This is a genomic window from Corynebacterium pacaense, from assembly GCF_900169525.1.
GTDB classification, from domain to species: Bacteria; Actinomycetota; Actinomycetes; order Mycobacteriales; family Mycobacteriaceae; genus Corynebacterium; species Corynebacterium pacaense.
The window spans coordinates 776573-803110 of the sequence record NZ_LT821239.1; the positions used below are offsets into that span (position 1 = coordinate 776573).

Below are 26538 nucleotides of genomic sequence, written 5' to 3' on the forward strand. Positions count from 1 at the left end.
GTCCATTCCACGGTGGGAGGCTGTGACGGGGCTGAGGGCGGGAACGGACACGCCCGGTGTGCGATTCGTCCCGGCCTGTTAACATTTTCCACCTGGCGGACGTTAGACCATCTAGACATCACACCCATCGCCGTTCCGCGCGGTGGGGTGCAGGCTCCCGATTCAAAAGGACATCTCAATGAATATCGTTGAACAGATCATCTTCTTCATCAACACCATCCTCGGCTACGGAATCCATGCGGGTTCCTCCGCCTCGAGCAACCTGTCCTACTCACTCGGGCTGTTCTGAACCCTGCTTTTCGACGCCCGCGGCGCACCCGGTGACGGTGCACCGCGGGCGTCGACGTGTGTGAGGGGAGGGGTGAATCTCCCCCTTATGTCCCGGATTGACCACACTTTCCCACCGAGCACGTATCCTTGGATGCGTGACTGAACATTATGACGTTGTTGTACTTGGCGCCGGCCCCGGAGGTTATGTCGCCGCTATCCGCGCATCCCAGCTTGGACTCAAGGTCGCTGTGGTGGAAAAGCAGTACTGGGGCGGTATCTGCCTCAACGTCGGCTGCATTCCCTCCAAGGCGCTGCTGAAAAACGCTGAGGTTGCCCACACCTTCAATCATGAGGCGAAGACCTTCGGTATCTCCGGCGAGGTCTCCTTCGATTACGGTGCCGCCCATGATCGTTCCCGGAAGGTTTCCGGAGGCATTGTCAAGGGTGTCCACTTCCTGATGAAGAAGAACAAGATCGATGAGATCGACGGCCTGGGTACCTTCAGGGACGCTCGGACGGTGGAGATCTCGGAAGGCAGGGACGCCGGGAAGACCATCACCTTCGACAACTGCATCATTGCCACCGGTTCCGTCGTGCGCTCCCTGCCGGGGGTGGAGCTCGGTGGGAACGTCGTCTCCTTCGAGGAGCAGATCCTGGACAGGGACCTGCCGGAGAAGATGGTCATCGTCGGCGCCGGCGCGATCGGTATGGAATTCGCCTACGTCCTGTCCAACTACGGTGTTGAGGTCACCATCGTGGAGTTCATGGACCGTGTGCTTCCCAATGAGGATGCCGACGTCTCCAAGGAGATGGCGAAGCAGTACAAGAAGCTCGGCGTCACACTGCTCACCGGGTACAAGACCACCGCGGTGCGTGACAACGGTGATTCCGTCGAGGTCGATGTGGAGTCCAAGGACGGCTCCAAGAAGGACACGCTCACGGTTGACCGCGCGATGATCTCCATCGGATTCGCCCCGCGCGTCGAGGGATTCGGCCTGGAGAACACCGGCGTGAAGCTCACCGAGCGCGGTGCCATCGACATCGATGATTTCATGCGCACCAACGTCGAGGGCATCTACGCCATCGGTGACGTCACCGCCAAACTGCAGCTCGCCCACGTCGCCGAGGCGCAGGGGGTCGTGGCCGCGGAGACCATCGCGGGTGCGGAGACACAGGAACTCGGCGATTACCAGATGATGCCGCGTGCGACCTTCTGCAACCCCCAGGTCGCATCCTTCGGCTACACCGAGGAGGGCGCCAGAAAGAAGTTCGAGGGCCGCGAGATCAAGACCGCCACCTTCCCCTTCTCCGCGAACGGCAAGGCCCAGGGACTCGCGGAGCCCGCGGGCTTTGTCAAGATCGTCGCCGATGCGGAGTTCGGTGAGCTCCTCGGTGCCCACCTGGTCGGCGCCAACGTCTCCGAACTGCTGCCCGAGCTGACGCTGGCACAGCGCTACGACCTCACCGCGGAGGAGATCGCACGCAACGTCCACACCCATCCGACCCTGTCGGAGGCGATCAAGGAAGCTGCCCACGGAATCTCCGGTCACATGATCAACTTCTAGACCCGGTCGGGGAACACCACGACCCGCCTCGGTGAACGGGGCGGGTTTTTGCATGCGTAAATTGGATGGCATGGCAAAGAAAATGGACTTCAGCCAGGCGACCCCCGCGCTTATCGCCCTCGGTGAGGCCGGTATCGCGTACGAGCTCGACATCCACGATGTCGATCTCCATTCCGCCAGGGGCTTCGCCCTCAATGCCGCTGAGACGATGGGGGTCGATCCGGACACCGTCTTCAAGACGCTGATGGCCGATGTCGACGGTGAACACGTGGTTGCAGTGGTTCCCGCGGACACCACACTCAATCTCAAGTCCCTGGCCCGGGCAGGCGGTGGCAAGCACGCGGGGATGATGGACGTCAAACGGGCGCAGACGGTGACGGGATACGTCGCCGGGGGGATCTCCCCGATCGGGCAGAAGACCGCGCACCGGGTATTTCTCGATGAGTCGGCGATCATCCACGAGAGGATCTATGTCAGCGCCGGGCGCCGCGGATGGTCGGTGATCATCCGGCCCGATGATCTACTGGCGATCACCGGCGGGGAGTACGCGGACATCGCCGACCATCCGCGGCGGGGCTGAGCCGGCACCGCGGATGGAGTGTAGATACCACGAACCCTCAGTAGGGTGCCACCGTCGATTCGTGCGCATCGATGTTGATGCGGCCGTGGACGGACGGGAAGGCGCGCTGGGCGCAGTTCTCACGGGTGCACACCCGGCAGCCCGATCCGATCGGTGTTGCCGTCGACAGATCCAGGAGGTTGAAACCGCGGGCGTAGACGGTCCGGTCGGCGTGCCTGGCCTCGCAGCCGAGACCGATGGCGAAGAGCTTGCCCGTCTCGCCGAAACGCGCCTCGTGGTGACGCACGGTCCGGGAGATCCACAGGTAGTTACGTCCGTCGGGCATCTGCGCGAACTGGCGCAGGATCTGACCGGGATTGGTGAAGGTCTCGAAGACGTTCCAGAGGGGACAGGTGCCGCCATAGTGGGTGAAGTGGAAGCCCGTGGCCGACTGGCGTTTGGACATGTTGCCGGCGCGGTCGACGCGGACGAAGGTAAAGGGGATGCCCCGGAGATTGGGCCGCTGCATCGTGGAGAGGCGGTGGGCGGTGGTTTCGTATCCGACACCGAAGAGTTGCCCGAGGTACTCGATATCGTATCCGGAGCGCTCCGCCTCGGCGTGGAAGGTCTTGTAGGGAAGCATCACCGCGGCGGCGAAGTAGGAGGCCACGCCGCGCCGGGCCAGGGTGCGGGCCTCCGGGGTGGACCACTGCGCGTCGTCGATGATGGACTCGATCAGGTCATTCGCCTCCAGAAAGCCCAGCTCGGTGGCCATGCGGAAGGCCTTCTGACCCGAGGACAGGCGCGCGTGGATGGACAGGATCCGGGTCTCCGGATCGAAATGGTGCAGGGTCCCCGATTCGTCCTTGGTGGTGGTGATGGTGACATCGTGGTCCAGCTGCAGGCGGCGGCTCAGCGCGTCCTCGGAGGATCGCACGTCATAGGGCTGCCATCCGATCTGGGCGGCGATGGCCTCGGCCCGCCGGTCCAGCCCGTCGAAGTAGTTCTGGCGGGCGTAGATGAAGTCGCGGACCTCCTCATGGGGCATGGTCACCGCCTCGGCGATGGGGCGTCGCTCCTCGGGGGTGCTGTGCCGGCTGTCCACGGCGATGGAGAGCTTATCGCGGACGTTTCGGTAGCGGCGGTGCATCTCCACCATGGCGCGGGCGAGCTGGGGATGGTTGTAGACCATCTCCGATAGCTCCTGGAGCTCGACGGTGGAAGGGTTGATCTCGCGGTCGAGCATGACGTCCTGGACCTCGGCAAGAAGACGGGAGTTATCATCGCGGGAGAAGAACGTGGCATCGACACCGAAGGCCTCGGTGATCCTCAGAAGGACCGGCACGGTGAGCGGCCGCACATCGTGTTCGATCTGATTGACATAGCTCGCGGACAGTCCGAGAGTCGCGGCCAGCGAGGCCTGGCTGAGATCTCTCTCGCGGCGGAGCTGGCGCAGCCTGGAACCCACATAAGTCTTTCCCATGGCACGACTATAGCGTGACGGGCATCACCTTAACCAAGATTGGCAGCGGTTTTTTGCAAACTTGCGGATTCCGCGATGTTTGCAGCGCCGCCAAGGGGGCGTGAGGGGTCTGCGGGGGACGGAGCCAGGGGCGCGGGGTGAAAAGCGTAGCCCGTCGATGTGGGCGAATCACCTGCGGGAACGCGGGTGGCCCCCAACGGTGCCGGCGTGGGTAATCTTTTCGGTTGATACCAAACGGGGTTGATATTGCCGGGAAAGGGACTTCTGTGAGGAAGCTCACGCCAGTCTGAAAGTGTATCGTTTCGCTCAGGTTTATGCAGGTAGAAAGGCTTAGCCGGATTTGCTGGCAAAGTTCAAACAGGTGAGGCTACCCTAATTAACTCACAAAGTGCGTGGTAACGGCCATCGGGGGGCTGAAAGTGGACGCTGTAAAACTAGTTAATCGAAGTTGGGGACACGTACAGTAATCGTGACACAGGAGGTGCCATGACTGTTAGAAATCCCGACCGTGAGGCAATCCGTCACGGAAAAATCACAACGGAGGCGCTGCGTCAGCGCCCCGCATATCCGACATGGGCAATGAAGCTGACCATGGCCATCACCGGCCTCATCTTCGGAGCTTTCGTTCTCGTTCACATGATCGGAAACCTGAAAATCTTCATGCCGGATTACGGACCGCAGTCCGCACATCCGGGTGAGCCGCAGATCAATGTCTACGGTGAGTTCCTGCGCGAGATGGGTGCGCCCATCTTCCCGCATTCCTCTCTTCTCTGGATCGTGCGCATTGTGCTGCTGGTCGCTCTCGTGCTGCACATCTACTGTGCATTCGCGCTGACCGCCCGTTCGCACAAGTCGCGCGGCAAGTTCCGCCGCACGAACCTGATGGGTGGACTCAATTCCTTCACCACCCGCTCCATGCTGATCACCGGCATCGTGCTGCTGGCCTTCATTATCTTCCACATCCTCGACCTGACCCTGGGTGTCGCCCCCGCCGCACCGGACGTCTTCGAGCACGGTGAGGTCTACGCCAACATGGTCGCCAGCTTCAGCCGCTGGCCGGTCGCGATCTGGTACATCATCGCCAACCTCGTTCTGTTCCTGCACCTGTCCCACGGCATCTGGCTCGCCGTGAGTGACCTGGGCATCACCGGTCGACGCTGGAGGTCCATCCTCCTCGCTGTCTCGTACATCGTTCCGGCAGCCGTCCTGATCGGCAACATCATCATCCCGTTCGTCATCGCAGTCGGCTGGGTCAGCTAGGTCAGAAGGTAGGAATATTTTAATGAGCACTCACTCAGACACCATCGAGCGTCCCGAGTTCAAGCAGCCCGTTTCAATCCTCAAAGAGGTCAAGCCCGGATCCGTGCTGGATGCCGCTGAGCCCCGGGGCGTCCCGACCAAGGACATGTGGGAGTACCAGAAGGACCACATGAACCTGGTCTCCCCGCTGAACCGTCGCAAGTTCCGCGTCCTGGTCGTCGGTACCGGCCTCTCCGGTGGTGCGGCCGCGGCCGCACTCGGCGAGCTCGGCTACGACGTGAAGGCATTCACCTACCACGACGCACCGCGTCGTGCGCACTCCATCGCCGCGCAGGGTGGCGTCAACTCCGCCCGCGGCAAGAAGGTGGACAACGACGGTGCCTACCGGCACGTCAAGGACACGGTCAAGGGCGGCGACTACCGCTGCCGCGAGTCCGACTGCTGGCGCCTGGCGGTTGAGTCCGTCCGCGTCATCGACCACATGAACGCCATCGGCGCACCCTTCGCCCGCGAATACGGCGGCACGCTGGCAACCCGTTCCTTCGGTGGTGTGCAGGTCTCCAGGACCTACTACACCCGCGGTCAGACCGGCCAGCAGCTCCAGCTGTCCACCGCGTCCTCCCTGCAGCGTCAGATCCACCTCAAGGCCGTGGAGATCTTCACCCACAACGAGATGGTTGATGTCATCGTCGCCGAGCGTGACGGACAGCGGCGGTGCGAGGGCCTTATCATGCGCAACCTGATCACCGGCGAACTGACTGCGCACACCGGTCACGCGGTGATCCTGGCCACCGGCGGTTATGGCAACGTCTACCACATGTCGACCCTGGCGAAGAACTCCAACGCCTCTGCCATCATGCGCGCCTACGAGGCCGGAGCATACTTTGCCTCGCCCTCCTTCATCCAGTTCCACCCGACCGGCCTTCCGGTCAACTCGACCTGGCAGTCAAAGACGATTCTGATGTCGGAGTCGCTGCGAAACGACGGCCGCATCTGGTCACCGAAGGTGCCCAAGGACGACCGCGACCCCAACAGCATCCCCGAGGACGAGCGCGACTACTTCCTCGAGCGTCGCTACCCGGCATTCGGAAACCTGGTTCCCCGCGACGTGGCCTCCCGTGCCATCTCGCAGCAGATCAACGCCGGTCTCGGCGTCGGCCCGCTGCACAATGCCGCCTACCTGGATTTCCGTGACGCCACGGAGCGACTCGGCCAGGACACCATCCGCGAGCGCTACTCCAACCTCTTCACCATGTACGAGGAGGCCATCGGCGAGGATCCCTACTCCAGCCCGATGCGTATCGCTCCTACCTGCCACTTCACCATGGGTGGGCTGTGGACGGACTTCAATGAGATGACCTCCATCCCCGGTCTCTTCTGCGCAGGCGAGGCGTCCTGGACCTATCACGGGGCGAACCGTCTCGGTGCGAACTCCCTGCTCTCTGCCTCCGTCGACGGCTGGTTCACCCTGCCCTTCACCATCCCCAACTACCTCGGACCCCTGCTGGGAACCGAGCGGCTGGCTGAGGATTCACCGGAGGCGGTGGCCGCCCTCGAGCGCGCCCAGGCGCGTATTGAGAAGCTGATGAACATTCGCGGTGAGAACCCGCACGGACCCGAGTTCTACCACCGTCAGCTCGGTGACATCCTTTACTTCGCCTGTGGTGTGGCGCGAAATGTCAAGGATCTGCAGGAGGGCATTGACAAGATCCGTGCGCTCCGCAAGGATTTCTGGGCCAACATGCGCATCACCGGCACCCCCGACGAGATGAACCAGGTTCTCGAATACGCGGCCCGCGTCGCGGACTACATCGACCTGGGCGAGCTCATGTGCGTGGATGCTCTCGACCGCGACGAGTCCTGTGGTGCCCACTTCCGCGACGATCACCTCTCCGAGGACGGCGAGGCAGAGCGCAACGATGACGAGTGGTGCTTTGTCTCCGCATGGGAGCCCGGCGAGAACGGGACCTTCATCCGGCACGCGGAGCCACTGTTCTTCGAGTCAATCCCGCTGCAGACAAGGAACTACAAGTAATGAAACTTCATCTTGAGATCTGGCGTCAGGCTGGACCCACTGCTGAGGGCAAGTTTGAGACGGTCAACGTCGACGACGCTGTTGCCCAGATGTCCATTCTGGAACTGCTGGACCACGTGAACAACAAGTTCATCGAGGAGGGGCGAGAGCCCTTCGCCTTCGCCTCCGACTGCCGTGAAGGCATCTGTGGCACCTGCGGTCTGCTGGTCAACGGTCGTCCCCACGGAGCCGATCAGAACAAGCCTGCCTGTGCGCAGCGTCTGGTCAGCTACAACGATGGCGACACCCTGACCATCGAGCCTCTGCGTTCCGCGGCGTACCCGGTGATCAAGGACATGGTCGTTGATCGTTCCGCACTGGATCGCGTCATGGAGCACGGCGGCTACGTCTCCATCAACGCGGGTACCGCCCCTGATGCGGACACCCTCCACGTCAACCACCAGACCGCCGAGCTCGCGCTCGACCACGCGGCCTGCATCGGTTGCGGTGCCTGCGTGGCGGCCTGCCCCAATGGAGCGGCCCATCTGTTCACCGGTGCAAAGCTCGTTCACCTCTCACTGCTGCCCCTGGGCAAGGAGGAGCGTGGGCTCCGCGCACGGAAGATGGTCGATGAGATGGAGACCAATTTCGGACACTGCTCGCTCTACGGAGAGTGCGCTGACGTCTGCCCGGCAGGTATCCCCCTCACCGCTGTGGCAGCGGTCACCAAAGAGCGTGCGCGTGCAGCTTTCCGCAACAAGGCCGACTAGGCTGTAGAGTCAGAGAATTATTCCGCAGGCTTCCTAGAAGAAAGACGAGTGAACGCCATGTCCTCCGCTTCCCGTTCCGCACAGGCTCAGAAAGCTAAAGCTACCGAGCGTATGCACTATGTCCAGGGCTATGTGCCGGTCAGCTACGCGGCCGCGCACTCCTCCCTGTCCCGCGCCTCAACCTGGGTGGGCATGGCGCTGCTCCTGAGCGCACTCGCCGGCATCGGCACCATGATCTTCGCCGCGGGTTCCGCAACGGTGGGAAGCCAGGAGCACTGGGTGACCTATATGTGGATCGGCGCGGTCATGACCGTGATCATGCTCGTCGGCGGAGCTTATGGAATCATTCACGGTCGCCGCGAGTTTCACCGCTATGCCCGTGAGACGGGCCGCTCCCAGTAGCCGACGCCTCCACCCGACCGCGGAAACCCTCCGTCCCCACCGCTTCCACACCGGAAGCGATCCGGGGGCGGGTTTTCTGCATCCTGGGACCGTTTCCGGTGCCCGCGGCCGATCAATTGGTCTGAGAGGGTGCAGAGAACAATCGTCCTGATCGTCGGAGCGCTGATCACACTGATCATGGTGATCAACCTCGCGCAGCTAGGGCGTGTCTTGCAAATGAATTCTGTGGGAGCTGAGATCGTGGAGGTATGTCTCGATTCCAGCTCCTCTCAGACGACCAATGGACACTGATTGCTGATTTGTTGCCTGGTCCCACGGGCAAGAAGGGCCGCCCGTTCGCCGACGCCCGACTGATGGTCGAGGGGATCATTTACCGGTATCGATGCGGGATCGCGTGGCGAGACCTTCCTGATGCTTTCGGGCCTTGGCAAACGGTCTGGGCGTGGCATAGGCGCATGGCCGACGATGGTGTCTGGGATCGGGCGCAAGCGCGTCTGCACGAGTACGCAGACCGCGAGGGCCTGCTCGACTGGTCGGTATCGGTGGATTCCACGATCGCTCGTGCGCATCAGCACGCGACCAACACCAAACGCGTAAAAAAGGGCTATATCGAATTACAAGAATCCGCTGACCGAGCCGCCTGACCACGCAGTCGGCCGTTCTCGGGGCGGCTTGTCAACGAAAACACATCAGCTCGTCGATGGGCGCGGCCTGCCGCTGGTGACGATTTGCTCAGCGGGACAGGATGGTGACTCGCCGATGTTCATCCCGCTCATGGAACAAGTGCGGGTCGGCCGTCGCACCAGGCCCGATGCCGCGCTCTGCGACAAGGCGTACTCCTCGCGGGCGAACCGGGCGTACTTGCGCAGGCGTGGCATCGAAGCGGTGATCCCCGAACCTCGTGATCAGCAGGGGCATCGGAAGCGGCGCGGCATGCAGGGTGGCAGGCCTGCGAAGTTTGATGCGGAGAAGTATCGGGGAAGGAACGTGATCGAGCGTGGCTATTGCCGGTTGAAACAGTGGCGAGGACTCGCGACTCGGTATGACAAGCTCGCGATCGTGTACCGGGCCGCAGTTGTCCTCAACGGAGTGATCGCGTGGCTCAACCTTTTACAAGACACGCCCTAGCCATGGAGTACTTCGAGCAGGACTCCGGGGTCGGCACAACCCCGACCACCCGGCCGGCGTCCCCCTTAGAGCGGCAGCGCCTCGCCGCGGACGACACGGAAGGGCTTGAAGATGCCGTTGCGGCCCGGGCCGATGGAGAACTGGTGTGCCGGATCCATCACGTGGCTGCGGTCGCTGTAGGACAACAGGTACTCATCGAAGGCGGGAAGTGTGATCTCCCGGCCCAGGGCGGCCTCGACCTCCGCGGCGCTGACATCCTCCGCCCATGCGGGTATCCACAGCTGTTCCCCGGAGGGACCGTCGACGCGGTGAGCCTCCCCGGCGGACTCGATGATGGACAGTCCCCGCCTGACCTCACGCACCGTCAGCCCGGTCCACCACTGCAGATCCTTCACACCGGCGGCCCCGCGTGAACCGAGGTACCTGCCGGTCACCTCCTGCAGTGCCGCATCCCCGTGCAGGTCGTGTTGTCCCGGGGCGATGGCGTCGAGAAGCACGAAGGTGTCCCCACCGCCCACCGGTGGTCCCTGGACAATCTCCCCCTCGCCCCCGAAGTGCCGCAGCAGGTGCTGACCGCGTCCGCCCTGCGGATCCACGCCGACCGAGGCGAACAGCCCGTAGGCGGTGTCGCGGGTCACGGGTTCGGTGCAGGCGGCGAACAGAGCATCCCTGGCCCGATCGACCGCGGCATCATCAAGCCCGAGGGCGGGCCGCCGCTTGGCAGAGGCCGCGAGCACCCGTGGTGAGCACAGCAGCGTCATCCACCGCACATCACAGGCGGCCAGGAGCTGGTGGGTACCCCTCTGCGACCAGCTGCGAATCAACTGTGAGGACGCGAGCGCCTCGGCCGCACCCGCGGAACCGTTGCGCAGATCGATGGCGTTAATCGCCGCGGTTCTCTGCTGCGCCTGGGTGGCGAGCATGTGGCTTGCGACGCCCACCGCACCGGCACCGACCGATCCACGCGGCCCTGCCGCCGAGGCCGCCAGCAGCTGGCCCACCAGGCGCAGGGCGCGCAGCCGGTCCAGGGGCAATGGCCTACTCATAACTGACAAGGTAGCAGGGGTCCCCCGGGTCCGGCTCTCCTCGGCTTCACCGGGCAGACATAATGGGGGCTATGGGAAAACACCAGACATCCGATCTATCTGTCGCATCGGAGAAAACCTCCGCGGTTCCCGGCCCGTCGCCCGAGGTCGAGGCGCAGCGCCGCAGGGACCTGCGCAGGCACAAGGCCGTGGCGACCGGACTGCTTATCTTCGCCGCCGTCGTCTATCTGCTGTGCCGTTTCGTCGAGACGCGGGAGGGGGAGACCGCGACCTGGGTCGGTTTTCTGCGCGCCGCGGCCGAGGCGGGCATGATCGGCGGGCTGGCGGATTGGTTCGCGGTGACCGCGTTGTTCCGCTATCCCATGGGCCTGAAGATTCCCCATACCGCGATTATCAGGCGGAAGAAGGATCAGCTCGGTGAGGCGCTCAGCGGATTCGTCGGGGAGAACTTCCTCAATGCACCGCTGATCACGGAGAAGGTCAGACAGGCGAAAATCCCCGATCGTCTGGGGGAGTGGCTGTCGCAGCCGTCGAACGGGGAAAAGGTGTCCCGGGAGGCGGGAAAGCTGACGGCCAACGTCATCCGGGCGATCGACCCGAAGGATGCGGAGGCCGTGATCAACTCCGCGCTGATAGAGAAACTCGCGGAGCCGGAATGGGGGCCTCCCGCGGGACGGCTGCTCGAGCAGCTGATCGCCGAGGGCAAGGCGGAGCCGGTGGTCCAGGAGCTCAGCGTCTGGCTCCACCGGAAGGCGCTGGGATCCGAGGAGCTGATCACCCGTCTGCTCAACGAGCGTCGACCCATCTGGGCACCGAAGTTCATCAATGAACTGGTGGGGGACAAGGTCTACCGGGAACTGATTCAGTTCACCGAGGCCGTCGCAGAGGATCCCGATCATGAGGCCAGGCAGGCGGTGCGCCGCTTCCTCGGGCAGCTTGCCACTGACCTGCAGCATGATTCGAAGATGATCGCGCGCGTCGAGGAGGTCAAGGCCGATGTCATGGGTTCCGAGGCCATCGCCAGGGTGGCCCCGACCGTGTGGGTCTCCGCCTCGACCTCGCTGATTGATGCGACGTCCAATCCCGAGTCGATCCTGCGCCGGAAGATCGCCGAGCTGTCGGTGACCTGGGGCGGCAGGCTGCTCGATGATGCCGGGCTCAGGGCCTCGCTGGACAAGAGGATCACCGGTGCGGCGGCCTTCCTCGCCGACAACTACGCCCCCGAGGTCACCGGGATCATCTCCGAGACGATCGAGCGTTGGGATGCTGACGAGGCCTCGGACAAGATCGAACTGATGGTGGGCAAGGACCTGCAGTACATTCGCCTCAACGGAACTATAGTGGGTGCGCTCGCAGGGTTGGCCATTTACACTGTATCTCATCTGATGTTCGGCGCATGAGGGTTGACATGACAGGAGATGCGGCATGAGTGGCGAGGAAGACAGGGACGGCGTCCTGAACAAATGGGGGCAGGCCGGTTCCGCAGCGGGTGACCTGGCGGGCAAGGTCACCAGGAAAGTCCGCGAGGATCTCGGCGACGACAGTGGGGAGGGAATCGGCAAACTGAAGGCGGACGCCTCCGGTGCGCTGGATTCGATCAGGAAGGCGGACTCGCGGGAGGATTATCTCCAGGCTGGCAGGGAGATCGCCCGCGATGCGGGCGGATTCATCAAGGGTGTGGCCGAGTCCGTGAAGTCCGTGGTCGCAGAGGAGGGTGACGCCACAAGGGCGGCCTTTGCCTCCGCGGTCGAGTCCTCCAGGGACAGGTTCGATGACGCCGTGGACAGTGTTCGTTCCAAACGCGGGGCGAGAAAGGCGGAGAAGGAGGAGGGGACGCAACCGAATTCCCCGGATGCCACGAAGGATGCGGAAGAGGATATCATCGACGGAGAGGTCGTTGCCGAACAGGGCGACACCGGGACACCGACGCCGTAGAACTACCAAGGAAGTTTCCGATACATCATGGACCTGACATTGCTGTCATATGGCACCTCCCTGGTCATCCAGGGGATCTACCTGCTGATCGCCGTCACGGGATTCATCGGCGCCGTGTTGGCGGCCGGTACCCGTGAGGACGCCTTCGAGGTGGCGGGCAGGCAGAACAAATGGATCTGGGTGGCCATTCTCGGGGCATCGGGCTTCGTGCTCTTTCTCAGCGGGGTGGGGTTGGCCGTGCCGTTCCTCAGCTGGGCGGCCATGGTGTTCATCGGGCTCTACTGGTGGGACGTCCGTCCCCAGATCAACGGCATCCTCCGCGGGGCCGGCGGCTGGTAGCCCCGGCCGTGTGATGCCCTCGTCGGCGTCGAGAAGCGAGGTTGTCCCCGCCCTGTGTGGCGGGTATTTTTGCATCTGTGTGTGCTATCTCACCCTCGCGGTATGTGGTCGCTAAATTCACCCGGTGCAATATTGCACCCAGTGTAAGTTTGCACTAGGTTTACTTGGGTGACTGAAGAACAACCCTCCCTCCGGGAATTGAAACGACGCCGAACCTTCGATGCGATCATGGACAACGCGACCCGTCTCTTCCTCGAGAAGGGCTTCGACAGCGTCACCGTCGAGGACATCTGCACGGCAACGGGAGTGTCCAAGCGGACATTCTTCAACTACATCCCGTCAAAGGAAGTCGCCGCGATCGGACCCGGCCCACGGGCTCCCAGCGAGGAGGAGATCGCATGCTTCCTCGCCACCAGACATGACAATGTCCTGGAGGTTGTCTTCGATCTCGTCGTTGATCTGTTCGGGATCCAGGACCATCAGGATGATTCCTTTCAGCGTGAGCTCCTGCGGCGCCGCAAGGAGATCCGGGTGCGGCACCAGGATCTGGCGCTTCAGCACTTCGCCCGATTCCATCAGGCGCGTGCGGAGCTGGAGAACCTCCTGACCGACTATTACGACCGCTGGCCGGATACCCAGCAGCTCGATGCCTCGCCACAAACCGAGGCCACCACAGTGGTCGGGACCCTGATCGCCGCAGTTTTTCAAGGAGCGCGGGCCTGGCACGAGCTGGACGGGGCGCAAGCCGCCGACTTCCGCGCCTGCTGCCATCAAGCACTCACCAATATCTTTCTTCTTCAAGGCGGACGAACCATATGACTCCAAGCAACAACGGTGACAAGAACGACCTGCTCAACCAGGACCGTCCCGTCACCACCATCTCCAGAAGCGGTGCACCGGCCGCACACGTGCCCACCAACCACGGACAGGCCCCGGAAGAGGTCGCAGCAAAATCCGGTGGACATCTCAAACTGATCATCGGTGCGCTCATGCTCGCCATGCTGCTCAGCTCACTCGGGCAGACCATCTTCGGTTCCGCGCTGCCGACCATCGTCGGCGAGCTCGGTGGCGTCGACCACATGACCTGGGTGATCACGGCCTTCCTGCTCGGTCAGACCATTTCGCTGCCGATCTTCGGAAAGCTCGGCGATCAGCTGGGACGCAAGTACCTGTTCATGTTCGCGATCGTCCTGTTTCTGGTGGGCTCCATGATCGGCGCTCTCGCGCAGAACATGAGCACGCTGATCGTCGCCCGCGCACTGCAGGGCATCGCCGGTGGCGGCCTGATGATCCTCTCCCAGGCGATCACCGCCGATGTCACCACTCCCCGTGAGAGGGCGAAGTACATGGGAGTCATGGGTTCGGTGTTCGGCTTCAGCTCCGTGATCGGCCCGCTGCTCGGCGGCTGGTTCACCGACGGACCCGGTTGGCGCTGGGGACTGTGGCTGAACGTGCCCATCGGTGTCATCGCGCTGATCGCGATCACCGTTTTCCTGAAACTGCCCCGGCGGGAGCGGAGGAAGGTGCGCATCGACTGGCTCGGTTCGCTTTTCATGGCGATCGCCACGACCGCACTGGTACTCACCGTGACCTGGGGTGGCAATGAATACGAGTGGGGTTCCCCCATGATCATCGGTCTGGCGCTGACCGCCGTCGTCGCCACCGTGATCTTCGTCTTCGTTGAACTCCGCGCCACCGATCCGCTGGTCCCGATGTTCCTGTTCAAGAACCGCAACTTCGTGCTCACGGCGGTCGCCGGCGTCGGTGTCGGGCTGTTCATGATCGGCACGATCTCCTACATGCCGACCTATCTCCAGATGGTGCACGGACTCAATCCGACCCAGGCCGGACTGATGCTCATTCCGATGATGGTCGGCCTGATCGGCACCTCGATCGTGGTGGGCAACATGGTATCGGCCTCCGGCCGGTACAAGTGGTACCCCTTCACCGGCATGCTCATCATCGTCGGTGCCCTGGTGCTGCTGTCCACACTCGAACCCGCCGACCCGCTGTGGCTGATCGGCATCTACTTCTTCGCCTTCGGCTTCGGCCTCGGCTGCGCGATGCAGATTCTGGTGCTCATCGTCCAGAACTCCTTCCCGGTCACCATGGTGGGAACGGCCACCGGAGCCAACAACTTCTTCCGTCAGATCGGTGGCTCCGTCGGGGCCGCGCTCATCGGCGGAATGTTCATCACCAACCTGGGAAACCGCTTCACCGAGTATGTGCCCGCCGCGGTGGCATCCATGGGTGGGGAGGGCGCGGGCGCCGCCGGTCAACTAGGCTCCTTTGATGGAGCGCAGAATCTCACCCCGCATCTGGTGATGGACCTGCCCGCTCCCATTCGCGAAGCAATCCAACTGGCCTACAACGATGCTCTCACCCCCATCTTCCTGGCACTCGTGCCCCTTGCTGCGCTTGCAGCCTGTCTGCTGTTCTTCATCCGCGAAGAGCACCTGAAAGAAACGAACGACTAGTGAAAAACCAAGAAACACACGAGCGTGACGACGCCGCGACCGCGGGAGCGGCCGTCACAGTCAAGCCCCAGAAGCGGGGCAAACGCGAATCATCGATGACCCCGGAACAGCAGAAGAAGGTCTGGTGGGTGCTCGGCGCCCTGATGGTGGCCATGATGATGGCCAGCCTCGACCAGATGATCTTCGGCACGGCCCTGCCCACCATCGTCGGCGAGCTCGGCGGCGTGGACCACATGATGTGGGTGATCACCGCGTATCTGCTGGCCGAAACCGTCATGCTCCCCATCTACGGCAAGCTCGGTGACCTCGTCGGACGCAAGAGCCTGTTCATCGGGGCCCTGGTCGTGTTCCTCGCTGGTTCCATCATCGGTGGTCTCGCCAACTCCATGGTCGCGCTGATCGTCGGTCGCGCGGTGCAGGGCATCGGCGGCGGCGGACTGATGATCCTCTCCCAGGCGATCATCGCCGATGTCGTCCCCGCCAGGGAACGTGGCCGGTACATGGGTGTCATGGGCGGGGTATTCGGACTCTCCGCCGTTCTCGGGCCCCTGCTCGGTGGCTGGTTCACCGAGGGCCCGGGCTGGCGCTGGGTCTTCTGGATGAACATCCCCCTGGGACTCATCGCCATCGGCGTCGCCGTCTACTTCCTGGACATTCCGAAGAGGAACGTGAAGTTCCACTGGGACTACCTGGGCACCTTCTTCATGATCGTGGCCACCACCTCCCTCATCCTGTTCACCACCTGGGGCGGCTCACGCTATGAGTGGTCGGATCCGATCATCATCGGCCTGATCCTTGCCACCGTCATCGCCGCCGTGCTGCTGGTGATCGTGGAACTGCGCGCCAAGGATCCCCTGGTCCCAATGGAGTTCTTCAAGAACATCAACTTCTCCCTCACCACCATCGCCGGCCTGGTACTCGGTGTGGCCATGTTCGGTGTGGTCGGCTACCTCCCGACCTATCTGCAGATGGTCCACAACATCAACGCCACCGAGGCCGGCTACATGATGATCCCCATGATGGTGGGCCTGATGGGCACCTCCATCTGGACGGGTATCCAGATCAGCAGGTCGGGCAGCTACAAATGGTATCCGCCTTTCGGCCTGGCGATCACCTTCGTTTCGCTGCTCCTGTTCAGCACGCTGACCATTGAGACGACGCTCTGGCAGATCGGTATCTATCTGTTCGTCCTGGGTGTCGGACTCGGCTTCGCCATGCAGGTCCTCGTTCTCATCGTCCAGAACACCCTGCCCACCGCAGTGGTGGGTTCGGCCACGGCGGTGAACAACTTCTTCCGCCAGATCGGTTCCTCCCTTGGTTCCGCGCTGGTGGGCGGAATCTTCGTGGGCAACCTCGGCACCCTGATGTCCGAGCGGCTGCCCGGTGCAATTGCCCAGCTGACCCCCGCGGAGCAGGCGGCGCTGGCGCAGACGGGCGGGCTGGACTCCAATGATGTCACCCCGGCCCTGGTCAAGGAGTTCCCCCCGGTGCTCCACGATGCCTTCGCCGGTGCCTACAATGATGCGCTGACCCCGGTGTTCTTCATCATGATGCCGCTGATTGCCGCGGCCTTCGTGCTGCTGCTGTTCATCCGCAAGGAGAAGCTGCGCGAGACCACCACCGATGAAGCACCGGTGGCGGCCCACTAGGTTTCCCGCAACGAACCCCCGGTCCCCTCCCCAACCCGGGGGAGGGGACCGGGGGATTCTGTCATGCCGGGACCGATTCTTCGCCTCGATCCGGTGGAGGAGCGGTGGCGCACAACAGCGGTCACCTCACCGCGCAACGGCCGACACCGCCCGGTGGTTTAATCGAAGACCACGGTGCGGTTGCCATAGACGAGCACCCGGTCCTCGAGGTGGAACCTCAGGCCCCGGGCCAGCACCTGCTTCTCCGCATCGCGTCCCAGTCGCTTCATCTCGGCGGGGGTGTCCTTGTGTGTCACCCGGATGACGTCCTGTTCGATGATGGGCCCGTCATCGAGATCCGGGGTGGCGTAGTGGCAGGTGGCGCCGATGAGCTTGACACCCCTTCCATAGGCCTGGTGATAGGGGCGCGCGCCCATGAAGGAGGGCAGGAAGCTGTGGTGGATGTTGAGTACGCGACCGGCCCACATCTCGCACAGGTCGGGGGGAAGGATCTGCATGAACCGCGCAAGCACGATCGCATCGGGATCGAACCCGTTGACGATCTCCGCAACCTCATCGAAGGCCCTCCGCTTGCCCACCGCGTCCCTGGGGAAGGGGACGTGGAAGAACGGGACGCCGTGGTTCTCCGCAATGTATTCGAGGTTGTCGTGGTTGCCCACCACCGCGACCACCTCCATGGGGTAGTCGTTCTCGGCGACGCGCCCCAGGAGGTCGTGGAGGCAGTGGCCCTCCTTGGAGACCAGGAGAACGGCCTTCTTCACCTGGGCGGTGTCGGTGAACCGCCAGCGGGCGCGGGGTCCGAACTCCTCCGCCACCTCGCTGAATTCCGCACGCAGCTGCTCGATGGGAATATCAATCGATTCCGCACGCACGGCCTGGCGGGTGAAGAACCAGTTGCTGTCGGGGTCGGTGAAATAACCGGCCTCGGTGATCCAGCCACCGCGTTCGGCGAGGAAGGAGGAGAGCCTGGCCACGATGCCGGTGGAGTCGGGACAGCCGAAGGTGAGCACGTACTGCCGTTCCTCGGGTGCCGTGCTGGGTCGATTCCGGATTTCGGGAGTACTCGGGGTCATTGCAGGGATTCTACTTCACCCCTCCGCCACCTCCCATCTAGGCTTGGTGCATGAGCATTTCCCGCAGTGAGCTGGCAGCGATCATCGACAACGCACGCTTGGGGCCGGAGGTCACCCCCGCGGAGATCGATGAGCTTATCGGCAGCTCACTCGGCCTCGGCGTGGGCGGCATCTGGGTCCCGGCATCCATGGTGGGACTGACCAGGTCAGCCCAGGAACGGGGGCTGCGCGTGGGCACCGTGGCGGGATTCCCCCATGGAAAGTCGGTTGCGCTGATCAAGGCCGCGGAGGCCCGGTTCGCGGTGCAGAACGGGGCCTCAGCGATCGGCGTCGTGCCCGACATCGCCGCGGTGAAGGTGGCGGATGAGAACGCGCTGCTCTCCGAGATGGTTGCCGTCCGCGAAGCCGTTCCCTCGCCGGTGCTGCTCACGGTAATCATTGAGGCTGCGGTGCTCGATGAACGGGCCATCACCGTGGCCACCCGTGCAGCCCGCGCAGCCGGTGCTGATTTCGTCGCGACATCCACCGGTTTCCATCCCGCCGGAGGGGCATCGCCGGAGGCGGTGAAGATGATCGCCGCCGCAGCTCAGGGCCTGATCGGGGTCACGGCCTCCGGTGGTATCGCAACCTTCGCGCAGGCCGAGGAGCTCGTCCGGGCCGGAGCCACCCGGATTCTTACCTCCGGGGCGGGGGAGATCCTAGGCCCGTGAGAAGCGGGCGATGGCATCGGAGACTTCCTTGATCTTGGTGTCCAGCTCCCCACCGCCTAGCTCGGCGGCATCGCGCAGGCAGTGCTTCATATGGTCGTCGAGAAGACCGAGGGCGACCTTGCGCAGCGCCGAGTTGACCGCCGAGATCTGGGTGAGGATGTCTATGCAGTACTGTTCCTCGTCGATCATCCGCTGGATTCCCCGCACCTGACCCTCGATGCGTTTGAGTCTGGCCAGATAGCGGTCCTTCTCGCCGATGTAGCCATGATGTGCATGGTGGTCGTGGTGGTCCTGGCAGACGGTTTCATTGTGCATGGCCACTCCTTCAAGAGCTGTGTGTGGTGGAGAATCCGCGCAGGCGCAGTGAGTTGGACACCACGAACACGGAGGAAAAGGCCATCGCGATGCCGGCGAGCATGGGGTTGAGCAGGCCAAGGGCCGCGACCGGGATCAGGGCGATATTGTAGGCGAAGGCCCAGAAGAGGTTGCCCCTGATCGTCCCCAGGGTGCGGCGGGAGAGCCGGATGGCACCACCGGCCGAGCGGAGATCGTTGCTCATCAGTGTGATGTCCGAGGCCTCGATGGCGACATCGGTGCCCGCTCCCATCGCCAGGCCCAGATCCGCCTGTGCGAGTGCGGCGGCGTCATTGACCCCGTCGCCGACCATCGCGACGTTTCTGCCGAGCCGTTGAAGACGTTCGATCTCCTCGACCTTCTGTTCGGGCAGGACCCCGGCGATGACATTCGCGGGATCGATACCCACCTCCTGTGCCACCGCGGTTGCGGCGCCCTCGTTGTCGCCGGTGAGCAGAACCGGGGTCAGCCCCAGATCCTTCAGGGTGGCGACAGCCTCGGCGGAGGTGTCCTTGACGGTGTCACGGACGGTGATCACACCCGCCGCCGTACCGTCGACCTGTACCACCACCGGGGTTGCGCCGAGGCCCTGTGCCTCGGTGAATGCGGCATCCAGGGCGTCGTCAAGCGTGGCAGGGGGGCGTCCGACCGTGACGCTTCGTCCGTCTACCGTTCCCCTCACGCCGTGGCCGGCGAGGTTCTCAAAGCCGGTGACACGCTTCGTCTCGCCCGCTGCCTTCGCTATCGCCTGCGCGATGGGATGTTCGGAGGCCGCCTCCACGGCTCCGGCCAGCGCCAGGACCTGTTGTGCTGCGAATCCGTCGGCGACGGTGACATCGGTGACCGACATGATGCCGGAGGTGACCGTGCCGGTCTTGTCCATGACGATGGTATCCACCTTCTTCGTGGATTCGAGCACCTCGGGGCCCTTGATCAGCAGGCCGAGCTGCGCGCCGCGGCCGGTGCCGACCAGCAGGGCCGTGGGAGTGGCCAGGCCGAGGGCGCAGGGGCAGGCGATGATGAGCACGGCGACCGCGGCGGTGAACGCGGGTGCCAGGCCGGCATCGGTGAACACAAAGTGCGCGATCAGCGTCAGGATGGCGATGACGATGACCGTGGGGACGAAGACCTGCGAGATGCGGTCGACGAGGCGTTGGACCGGCGCCTTCCTCGACTGGGCGTCGGTGACCAGCTTGGCCATCCGGGCAAGCGTTGTATCCCCTCCCGTGCGGGTGACCTCCACCAGGAGCCGGCCGGAGGTGTTCAGTGTCGCACCGGTGACGGGGGAGCCCTCGGTGACCTCCACCGGGATGGATTCGCCCGTGAGCATCGATTCATCGACCGCGGAACTGCCGTCCACCACGCGACCGTCGGTTGCGATCTTCTCCCCGGGTCGGGTGACAAAGATGTCTCCGACCTGAAGTGATGACACCGGGACGCGGACCTCGGCGTGATCGCGGATCACAGCTGCGTCCTTGGCGCCCATGTTCAACAGCGCTCGCAGCGCCTCCGAGGACTGTCCCTTCGCCCGGGTCTCGAACCAGCGGCCCAGAAGGAGGAAGGAGATCACCACGGCAACGGTTTCCAGATAGATCTCATCCATCGTCGAGCCGGAGGGAAGGAGGTGGACCTCCATTTTCATGCCGGCGTGGCCGGCGCTGCCGATGAACAGCGCCCACAGCGACCAGAGGTAGGCGGCGGAGGTTCCCAGCGAGACCAGGGTGTCCATGGTGAAGGAGCCATGCCGCAGATTGGTCAGGGTGGCGGAATGGAAGGGTGTCCCTCCCCAGAAAAAGATCGGGGTGACCATGGTCAGCACGGCCCATTGCCAGTTGGTGAACTGCAGCGCGGGAACCATGCTGAGCAGGACGACGGGAACCGTCAGGGCCGCCGAGATGACGAGCCGGTGCCTGAGGTCTCCGGCCTCGCTGTCGCGGGCCGCGTCGATGCGGCTCTGTCCGTCCCGGACCTCGGTGGTGCCCGTCGCCTCCCCGGGTGCCTTGGCGCCCATGGTGAAGGCGTCATATCCTGCGGCCTTGACGGTGTTGACGATGGTGTCCGTGTCCGCCTTGGATGGGTCATAGGAGACGGAGGCCGATTCAGTTGCGTAGTTGACATTGGCGTCGATCCCGTCGACCCTGTTGAGTTTGCGTTCGATGCGGGCGGAGCAGGAGGTGCAGGTCATGCCCGTGATGCCCAGATCGACGTGGACCAGGTTCGGTGCGGCCGGAAGTTGTGTCAATTTAGTCAGTCCCTGAGTAGATGCGCAATGCTTCGATGCACCCCACCATATACCCCTGGGGGGTATAACTCAAGGGTGTGGACAGCCCGGGCGGCGGGGGGAAGGGTCCGTCCGGAGTTGGTGGTGCCGTCCGGCTCAGGGTCGGATGGGGTTGACAGGTGTACCGGAGAGATCCAGCACGGAGGTGTCCCCCGTGGTGTGGGGTGCGCCCGTTGAATCCCGCGGAGCCGGGGACTGGTGGTGCGGTGCCCGGTCGGGGTCCGGCTTTTTCCTGCCGAGCCAGACGGGGGAGAGGCCGGGCATGAACCATGTGGTGATGAAGGCAATCACGGCTGCCGCGACGGCGCCCCAGTTGATTCCGCCACGGGTGAGGAGATCCGCGGGGAGGAAATAGCCGATGCCGAGACTGGAGGCCGCGATGAAGGCCCAGAAGACGGGGACGAACAGGTTCGTGTTCACGTTGTTGAGCAGCGCACTCTCCGCCCATGGCTCCCGTGGGAAGCGGGTGCGCGCCTCTCTGCGGATCCTCCGTTTCACGGAGGCGGCCGGAACCGCGAGGCTGATGATCACCAGCGCCAGACCGGCGATGGTGACAACGATATCCATGCCCGCCGCGCCGTAGGCGAGCGTGGCCGCCGCGACCCCGGTGGATATCCGTTCGCCGGAGGAGACCGGAATCGGGGTCCCGGGGTCAACGTCGGGGTAGAGACTGGTGAAGGCGTCATGTGTGTGGTGGTCCTGCATTGCTGATTCCTGTTCTTCCCCCACCTCTAAATGGGGTAGTCAACCTTTCGGGCGCTTACGAAACTCTATGAAAGTAAGTTAGCATAACCTTATCTTGTCGGGGTTGGGCTCTGAACGGTCTCCAGCCCCGCCCTGATGTGCGCCTTGATTTTCACTGACGTCTTGATGAAATGGGACCCCTAATAATGCATCTCTTCTCCGATTCTCCACCTGCGAAAGCGGTGAAACCGCTGCGAGCCGCGTGTGCGGTGGTGGCCACGCTGCTGATCGTGCTGTCGATGTCCGTCGTGTGCGGCCGTGGACCCGAGGCGTCGGCCCAGACCTCCTACCGAACCGCGAACGGTGGCTCCCTCAACTGGGGATTCAAACAGAGTTTCCGAAACTACATCACCACGGGTGCGGCCAGGGGAGGCATCGAGGTCGGTGACGGCGCCGGCGACGACGGCCGGAACTTCAGCTTCCCTCCCCGGGAGAACGGCACCGCCGTCGACAGTGATTCCTCGGGCACGGTGGCGCTTCAGGGATCCGTCCACTTCTACGGACACCGCTCCAACGATGTGTGGATTCTTGACATGACGATCTCGGACTTCAAGGTTCGGGTCGACGGCAGCCGGGCGCAGATCATCGCGGACGTGGTCTCCCGCGAATTCAAGGGGATGACCTATGAAGATCTCGGTGACTACATCGTCTCCAGCGACATCCCGATCGCCGACGTGAATCTCAACAGTCCCGCCAGTTTCCGCGCGGGCGCCATCGATCTCTCGGGCACTTCGGTGATATCCCCCGGTGCGGTTCAGGCATTCGGTGGCTTCTATGAGCAGGGGCAGCAGTTCGACGACACCTCGGGATCCCTGAGCGTCGGCGACACCTCCACCGCTCCGAGTTCCGGAGGTACCTCAGGCTCCGGCGGTGGGGCCAAAGCCGACTGCTCAGCCGGCGCGCTGGGGGTCAGTGCCACGGGGGGAGCACAGGATGGCACCCTCGGACTGATCCAGAGTGTCAATGACAGCATCGCAATGTGGAACAACCTCCTGGTGAACTCCGAGCGTCTTTTCTGCAATCTGGATACCCTCCAAGCCCGGCTGAAGCCACAGACCACCTCTGCCCCGGCGAACTCCGTCGCGGCGGGCGGTTCCGGTATCGGGGGAGGGACCACCGTCTCGAATGCGGGCACGGCCGCACAGGGTGGTGCCAACGGAAACACCGCGGCAGCGGGGGCTGCGCGCAGCGTCGGCGGCACCGGAGGTGTCAGCGGGAGCGGCAACCCCAGCGGAGCCGCCACCTCCGGTGCGGCACCAGCGGGGGCGGGCGGTGCCGCGGCCTCCGGTTCGGCGCCCGCCGGCGGCTCCTCGGTGTGCACGGCCGAGGGGGCGGTGGGTGTGACCCAGTCCCAACTGACCTGGGGGGTCAAGCAGTCGTTCCAGAACTACATCCGCGGATCCATAGCCAAGGGACAGCGGGAACTCAACGGTGTCGGCTTCGAGAACCAGCAGTTCGTCTTCGCAGGAAGCAACGGCTCGGTGACGCCCTCGGCACAGTCGGGGACAATTCTCTATCCCGGTTCAGTACACTTCACCGGGCACGGTGGAATCCTCAACCTGCGGCTGTCCAATATCGAGATCACCTTCAACGGTAACAGCGGGGAGCTGATCGCGGATGTGGTCTCCAGCGATATGGAAGGATCCAGCAGGGACTATGGCCGAACCGTGGTGGGCACACTGAACTTCAGTTCGCTGAACGTCGCGGAGACACAAGCCTCGGGTACCGCCGGTGTGATCCTGTCGGCCGCCGGCTCTCAGGCCTTCGCGGAGTTCTATCAGCCGGGTCAGCGGCTTGACCCCCTCTCCTTCACCGCCGCACTGGGTGGAGCGGCCAACTGCGCGGCATCCCAGGGATCCGGTGGATCGGGCAGCGCAGTCGCGGGAGTCAGTGGCGGGGGCATGGATGCCGTCGCCGCGGGGGCCACCTCGCCAACCTTCGGAGAGGCGACAACCTCAGATTCCTACGGCAACGGAGAGGGAAACCAGTTCCGGATCAGGTCCACCGGCGAGGATACCGGGGGAGGCCTCGGCCTGGACACCGGAACCACCCTGATGCTGATCGTCGCCGCGTTCATCGTCGCCGGCGGATCGATGACCAGGTTCACCGCCAGCAATCCCACGGGATAACAAGGTCCCGTTCCGGAGTTCCCGCCCGCACCATCGTGCGGGCCTCCGTTTTGTGCCGTACCGGCGCACCGTCCTTCCAGAATTTATAGATACATTTAAGAGGTGGAACTGATATGAACACGACATCAGGGGTGCGGAGCCGTCCCTCACTGCGCGGGGCGGTCACGGCAGTTGCAGTCGCGATGAGCCTCGCCCTGTCATCATGTGCGTCCTGGGATTCCCCGGGGACATCATCCGGCAACGAGGAGCTGATCCAGCAGCTGGAGAACGCGGATCATTCCAGCGACCCGCACACGTTCACCGGGATGAGTCTCGTCGATGACATCGGCGATGTGGAACCGGTCACCGACCGCGCGGAACCCAGCCTTCCGGTCCAGCTGACCGATGCTGATGGATTCGACGTGGAGGTCACCGATGTCTCCCGGATCCTTCCCCTGGATCTCTATGGAACATACTCCAAAACGATCGCCGGAATCGGCCTGGCGGACAATATTGTGGGGCGCACCGTCAGCTCGACGGAACCGGCGCTGGCGGATGTGCCCGTGGTCACCACGGGTGGACACAACCTCAACGCAGAGGCCATCCTGGAGATAAATCCGACATTGATTATCATCGACCATTCCATCGGTCCCCGCGAGGTGATCGAGCAGCTGCGCAATTCGGGAATCACCACCGTGGTCATGGATCCGACGCGGACGATCGCATCCATCGGCGACGACATCATCGACATTGCCTCGGTGGTCGGTCTTGCGGACGAGGGTGAGAAGCTGGCGCAGCGCTCGGTCACCGAGGTTGACCAGGCCAGGGGTGTGGTGCAGGAGCTGGTTCCCGAGGATCCGCTGCGCATGGTCTTTCTCTACGCCCGCGGCACGGGAGGCGTGTTCTTCATTATCGGCGACGCCTATGGCGGACGCGACCTGATTGAAGGGCTCGGTGGGCGTGATATGGCCGCCGAGCACGGCATCGAGGATTTGGCACCGGCCAATGCCGAGGCGTTGGCGGAGCTGGATCCCGAGGTCTTCGTGATGATGTCGGAGGGGCTGGTGTCCACCGGCGGTATTGACGGGCTGCTCCAACGTCCCGGCATCGCCCAGACCACGGCGGGAAGGAACCAGCGCATCCTTGCCCTCCCCGATGGACAGTCACTGGCCTTCGGGGCGCAGACGGGCGAGCTTCTGCTGCGCGCCTCGCGTGAGCTCTACCTCCCGGAGTCTGAGCGATGAGCCACGGGGTGGAGCGGGCAGTCCCGCCCCCGTCCTCTCAATCAGCCCGGTCGCAGCCCGGTACCGCGCAGCTGGCCCGGTTGGAGCGCTCGGTGCTCGCCAGGCGCCGGGCAACCCGGATCGCGCTCTTCGTGGGTCTGGGAATCCTGCTCCTGGCCACGGCCCTGTGGTCGATCATTGTCGGGCAGTACACGATCCCGCTCGCGGATCTCCCCGGTGTCCTTGCGGCCGGACCGCTGGGTGCCACCACGATGCCCGAACAGGTGGTGTGGCAGATCCGGATTCCCCGGATCGTTCTCGGGATCCTGGTCGGTGCGGCGCTGGGCGTCTCGGGGGCCCTGATGCAGGCGGTGTTCTCCAATCCGTTGGCTGAACCGTCTGTGATCGGTGTGACCTCGGGTGCCGGCGTGGGGGCGGCATTCGTCATCGTGTTCAATCTCACCTTCCTCGGGACCTCGACCATTGCCTTCGGTGCCTTCGTCACGGCCGTGATCACCACCGTTCTGGTGTATCAGCTGGCCAGGAGCAGCGGCCGGGTCCAGGTGATCAACCTCATTCTCACCGGTATCGCGGTCAACGCGGTCAGCGGGGCGATCATCTCCTTCTTCGTCTACCTCGCCCCGACAACCTCCCGAGATGAGATCGTCTTCTGGCAGATGGGCTCCCTGAACGGTTCGCAGTGGTCGCATGTGTCGGTGGTGCTCGTCATCGCCGTCGTCGGTATGTTCGTCGCATGGCGTTTGGGACGTCACCTCGATGTCCTCGCGCTGGGGGAGAGCGCCGCGGGGCACGTGGGGCTCAATGTCGGCCGGCTGCGGCTGATCGCGATCGGCGCCTCGACGCTGCTCACCGCCGGTGCGGTGGCCTATGCGGGTCTGATCGGTTTCGTCGGGCTGATCATCCCACATCTGTTGCGCACCATCACCGGGCCGGCGAACAGAATCCTCATTCCCGCCTCCGCGCTGGGTGGTGCCGTGCTCATCTGTCTCTCCGATATCGCGGCCAGGACCGTTGTTCCCTACGCGGATCTCCCGATCGGAATCTTCACCGCGCTGGTCGGTGGTCCGACATTTTTCATACTCCTGCGCCGCATGCTGAAGAAGGGGGGCCACTGATCGTGGCAGCCA

General features: G+C 63.7%; 24 protein-coding genes. 18 read left to right on the forward strand and 6 right to left on the reverse strand.

Translation table 11 applies throughout. The features are described 5' to 3' along the window. The first annotated feature begins 425 nt into the window (after window positions 1-425). On the forward strand, window positions 426-1835 hold the full coding sequence (gene lpdA / locus B7E02_RS03695) for a dihydrolipoyl dehydrogenase (protein ID WP_080793205.1): 1410 nt from the start codon (window positions 426-428) through the stop codon (window positions 1833-1835). A gap of 70 nt (window positions 1836-1905) precedes the next feature. Then, window positions 1906-2415, forward strand: a complete 510-nt coding sequence (gene ybaK, locus B7E02_RS03700; protein ID WP_080793206.1) for a Cys-tRNA(Pro) deacylase — start codon at window positions 1906-1908, stop codon at window positions 2413-2415. Window positions 2416-2452: 37 nt separating this feature from the next. On the opposite strand, the gene ramB is transcribed toward ybaK, so the two are convergent. Then, entirely contained in the window at window positions 2453-3877 is a 1425-nt protein-coding gene (ramB, locus tag B7E02_RS03705) for an acetate metabolism transcriptional regulator RamB (protein ID WP_080793208.1), read from the reverse strand. A 486-nt stretch (window positions 3878-4363) separates the two neighbouring features. Between ramB and B7E02_RS03710 the strand changes: the two genes are divergently transcribed. The 6 genes from B7E02_RS03710 to B7E02_RS14730 all read left to right on the forward strand — a co-directional run bounded on the left by B7E02_RS03710 (window position 4364) and on the right by B7E02_RS14730 (window position 9451). Next, window positions 4364-5137 (forward strand): succinate dehydrogenase cytochrome b subunit, encoded by a 774-nt coding sequence (locus B7E02_RS03710; protein WP_080793210.1) that lies wholly within the window; start codon window positions 4364-4366, stop codon window positions 5135-5137. 22 nt (window positions 5138-5159) lie between these two features. Beyond that, entirely contained in the window at window positions 5160-7172 is a 2013-nt protein-coding gene (locus B7E02_RS03715) for a fumarate reductase/succinate dehydrogenase flavoprotein subunit (protein WP_080793212.1), read from the forward strand. Then, on the forward strand, window positions 7172-7921 hold the full coding sequence (locus tag B7E02_RS03720) for a succinate dehydrogenase/fumarate reductase iron-sulfur subunit (RefSeq protein ID WP_080793213.1): 750 nt from the start codon (window positions 7172-7174) through the stop codon (window positions 7919-7921). Before B7E02_RS03715 ends, B7E02_RS03720 begins: the two co-directional genes overlap by 1 nt. Before the next feature lie 57 nt (window positions 7922-7978). Continuing rightward, window positions 7979-8323, forward strand: a complete 345-nt coding sequence (locus tag B7E02_RS03725; protein WP_080794406.1) for a hypothetical protein — start codon at window positions 7979-7981, stop codon at window positions 8321-8323. A 248-nt stretch (window positions 8324-8571) separates the two neighbouring features. Further along, complete coding sequence (locus B7E02_RS14725; RefSeq protein WP_080793216.1) at window positions 8572-8967, forward strand: IS5 family transposase; 396 nt, start codon at window positions 8572-8574, stop codon at window positions 8965-8967. Then, entirely contained in the window at window positions 8951-9451 is a 501-nt protein-coding gene (locus B7E02_RS14730) for an IS5 family transposase (protein ID WP_218672379.1), read from the forward strand. The genes B7E02_RS14725 and B7E02_RS14730 overlap by 17 nt, the downstream gene beginning before the upstream one ends. A gap of 65 nt (window positions 9452-9516) precedes the next feature. On the opposite strand, the gene B7E02_RS03740 is transcribed toward B7E02_RS14730, so the two are convergent. Then, the gene (locus B7E02_RS03740) at window positions 9517-10497 is read right to left on the reverse strand and encodes a DNA glycosylase AlkZ-like family protein (RefSeq protein ID WP_080793217.1); all 981 of its coding nucleotides are present in this window, start codon (window positions 10495-10497) and stop codon (window positions 9517-9519) included. 62 nt (window positions 10498-10559) lie between these two features. Here B7E02_RS03740 and B7E02_RS03745 point away from each other — a divergent pair, with 62 nt between their 5' ends. The 6 genes from B7E02_RS03745 to B7E02_RS03770 all read left to right on the forward strand — a co-directional run bounded on the left by B7E02_RS03745 (window position 10560) and on the right by B7E02_RS03770 (window position 16897). Next, window positions 10560-11897 carry a DUF445 domain-containing protein gene (locus B7E02_RS03745; protein ID WP_425429773.1) on the forward strand — a complete coding sequence of 446 codons (1338 nt, stop codon included), beginning with the start codon at window positions 10560-10562 and terminating at the stop codon, window positions 11895-11897. 25 nt (window positions 11898-11922) lie between these two features. Then, the gene (locus B7E02_RS03750) at window positions 11923-12432 is read left to right on the forward strand and encodes a CGLAU_01105 family protein (protein WP_080793224.1); all 510 of its coding nucleotides are present in this window, start codon (window positions 11923-11925) and stop codon (window positions 12430-12432) included. A gap of 27 nt (window positions 12433-12459) precedes the next feature. Next, window positions 12460-12771 (forward strand): DUF2516 family protein, encoded by a 312-nt coding sequence (locus tag B7E02_RS03755; RefSeq protein WP_080793226.1) that lies wholly within the window; start codon window positions 12460-12462, stop codon window positions 12769-12771. A 168-nt stretch (window positions 12772-12939) separates the two neighbouring features. After that, entirely contained in the window at window positions 12940-13590 is a 651-nt protein-coding gene (locus B7E02_RS03760; RefSeq protein WP_425429774.1) for a TetR family transcriptional regulator, read from the forward strand. Next, window positions 13587-15248, forward strand: a complete 1662-nt coding sequence (locus B7E02_RS03765) for an MDR family MFS transporter (protein WP_080793229.1) — start codon at window positions 13587-13589, stop codon at window positions 15246-15248. The genes B7E02_RS03760 and B7E02_RS03765 overlap by 4 nt, the downstream gene beginning before the upstream one ends. 95 nt (window positions 15249-15343) lie before the next feature. Then, window positions 15344-16897 (forward strand): MDR family MFS transporter, encoded by a 1554-nt coding sequence (locus tag B7E02_RS03770; RefSeq protein ID WP_080794411.1) that lies wholly within the window; start codon window positions 15344-15346, stop codon window positions 16895-16897. A 158-nt stretch (window positions 16898-17055) separates the two neighbouring features. Here the strand turns inward: B7E02_RS03770 and purU are convergent, their stop codons facing one another. After that, a complete protein-coding gene (purU, locus tag B7E02_RS03775) occupies window positions 17056-17970 on the reverse strand; it encodes a formyltetrahydrofolate deformylase (RefSeq protein WP_080793231.1) in 915 nt (304 codons plus the stop codon). A 50-nt stretch (window positions 17971-18020) separates the two neighbouring features. Here purU and deoC point away from each other — a divergent pair, with 50 nt between their 5' ends. Then, a complete protein-coding gene (gene deoC / locus B7E02_RS03780) occupies window positions 18021-18680 on the forward strand; it encodes a deoxyribose-phosphate aldolase (protein WP_080793232.1) in 660 nt (219 codons plus the stop codon). On the opposite strand, the gene B7E02_RS03785 is transcribed toward deoC, so the two are convergent. The 3 genes from B7E02_RS03785 to B7E02_RS03795 form a co-directional block, all read right to left on the reverse strand. Continuing rightward, window positions 18669-18995, reverse strand: coding sequence for a metal-sensitive transcriptional regulator (locus tag B7E02_RS03785; RefSeq protein WP_080793234.1), 327 nt, complete (start codon window positions 18993-18995; stop codon window positions 18669-18671). The genes deoC and B7E02_RS03785 overlap by 12 nt on opposite strands. Before the next feature lie 10 nt (window positions 18996-19005). Beyond that, window positions 19006-21219, reverse strand: coding sequence for a heavy metal translocating P-type ATPase (locus B7E02_RS03790; RefSeq protein ID WP_080794414.1), 2214 nt, complete (start codon window positions 21217-21219; stop codon window positions 19006-19008). A gap of 192 nt (window positions 21220-21411) precedes the next feature. Then, complete coding sequence (locus B7E02_RS03795; protein WP_245802153.1) at window positions 21412-22020, reverse strand: hemin receptor; 609 nt, start codon at window positions 22018-22020, stop codon at window positions 21412-21414. Between the two features lie 221 nt (window positions 22021-22241). Here B7E02_RS03795 and B7E02_RS03800 point away from each other — a divergent pair, with 221 nt between their 5' ends. From B7E02_RS03800 to B7E02_RS03810, 3 genes are all read left to right on the forward strand, one after another. After that, window positions 22242-24188, forward strand: a complete 1947-nt coding sequence (locus B7E02_RS03800) for an HtaA domain-containing protein (protein ID WP_245802154.1) — start codon at window positions 22242-22244, stop codon at window positions 24186-24188. A 113-nt stretch (window positions 24189-24301) separates the two neighbouring features. After that, complete coding sequence (locus B7E02_RS03805) at window positions 24302-25411, forward strand: heme/hemin ABC transporter substrate-binding protein (RefSeq protein WP_080793238.1); 1110 nt, start codon at window positions 24302-24304, stop codon at window positions 25409-25411. Then, the gene (locus B7E02_RS03810; protein ID WP_080793239.1) at window positions 25408-26526 is read left to right on the forward strand and encodes a FecCD family ABC transporter permease; all 1119 of its coding nucleotides are present in this window, start codon (window positions 25408-25410) and stop codon (window positions 26524-26526) included. The genes B7E02_RS03805 and B7E02_RS03810 overlap by 4 nt, the downstream gene beginning before the upstream one ends. Window positions 26527-26538 lie beyond the last annotated feature (12 nt).

Coding starts and splice junctions, on each gene's coding strand:
- ybaK (WP_080793206.1), top strand. CDS start 1,906: ATGGCAAAGAAAATGGACTTCAGCCAGGCGACCCCCGCGCTTATCGCC.
- ramB (WP_080793208.1), bottom strand. CDS start 3,877: ATGGGAAAGACTTATGTGGGTTCCAGGCTGCGCCAGCTCCGCCGCGAG.
- B7E02_RS03710 (WP_080793210.1), top strand. CDS start 4,364: ATGACTGTTAGAAATCCCGACCGTGAGGCAATCCGTCACGGAAAAATC.
- B7E02_RS03715 (WP_080793212.1), top strand. CDS start 5,160: ATGAGCACTCACTCAGACACCATCGAGCGTCCCGAGTTCAAGCAGCCC.
- B7E02_RS03720 (WP_080793213.1), top strand. CDS start 7,172: ATGAAACTTCATCTTGAGATCTGGCGTCAGGCTGGACCCACTGCTGAG.
- B7E02_RS03725 (WP_080794406.1), top strand. CDS start 7,979: ATGTCCTCCGCTTCCCGTTCCGCACAGGCTCAGAAAGCTAAAGCTACC.
- B7E02_RS14725 (WP_080793216.1), top strand. CDS start 8,572: ATGTCTCGATTCCAGCTCCTCTCAGACGACCAATGGACACTGATTGCT.
- B7E02_RS03740 (WP_080793217.1), bottom strand. CDS start 10,497: ATGAGTAGGCCATTGCCCCTGGACCGGCTGCGCGCCCTGCGCCTGGTG.
- B7E02_RS03745 (WP_425429773.1), top strand. CDS start 10,560: ATGGGGGCTATGGGAAAACACCAGACATCCGATCTATCTGTCGCATCG.
- B7E02_RS03750 (WP_080793224.1), top strand. CDS start 11,923: ATGAGTGGCGAGGAAGACAGGGACGGCGTCCTGAACAAATGGGGGCAG.
- B7E02_RS03755 (WP_080793226.1), top strand. CDS start 12,460: ATGGACCTGACATTGCTGTCATATGGCACCTCCCTGGTCATCCAGGGG.
- B7E02_RS03765 (WP_080793229.1), top strand. CDS start 13,587: ATGACTCCAAGCAACAACGGTGACAAGAACGACCTGCTCAACCAGGAC.
- B7E02_RS03770 (WP_080794411.1), top strand. CDS start 15,344: ATGACCCCGGAACAGCAGAAGAAGGTCTGGTGGGTGCTCGGCGCCCTG.
- purU (WP_080793231.1), bottom strand. CDS start 17,970: ATGACCCCGAGTACTCCCGAAATCCGGAATCGACCCAGCACGGCACCC.
- deoC (WP_080793232.1), top strand. CDS start 18,021: ATGAGCATTTCCCGCAGTGAGCTGGCAGCGATCATCGACAACGCACGC.
- B7E02_RS03785 (WP_080793234.1), bottom strand. CDS start 18,995: ATGCACAATGAAACCGTCTGCCAGGACCACCACGACCACCATGCACAT.
- B7E02_RS03790 (WP_080794414.1), bottom strand. CDS start 21,219: ATGACCTGCACCTCCTGCTCCGCCCGCATCGAACGCAAACTCAACAGG.
- B7E02_RS03795 (WP_245802153.1), bottom strand. CDS start 22,020: ATGCAGGACCACCACACACATGACGCCTTCACCAGTCTCTACCCCGAC.
- B7E02_RS03805 (WP_080793238.1), top strand. CDS start 24,302: ATGAACACGACATCAGGGGTGCGGAGCCGTCCCTCACTGCGCGGGGCG.
- B7E02_RS03810 (WP_080793239.1), top strand. CDS start 25,408: ATGAGCCACGGGGTGGAGCGGGCAGTCCCGCCCCCGTCCTCTCAATCA.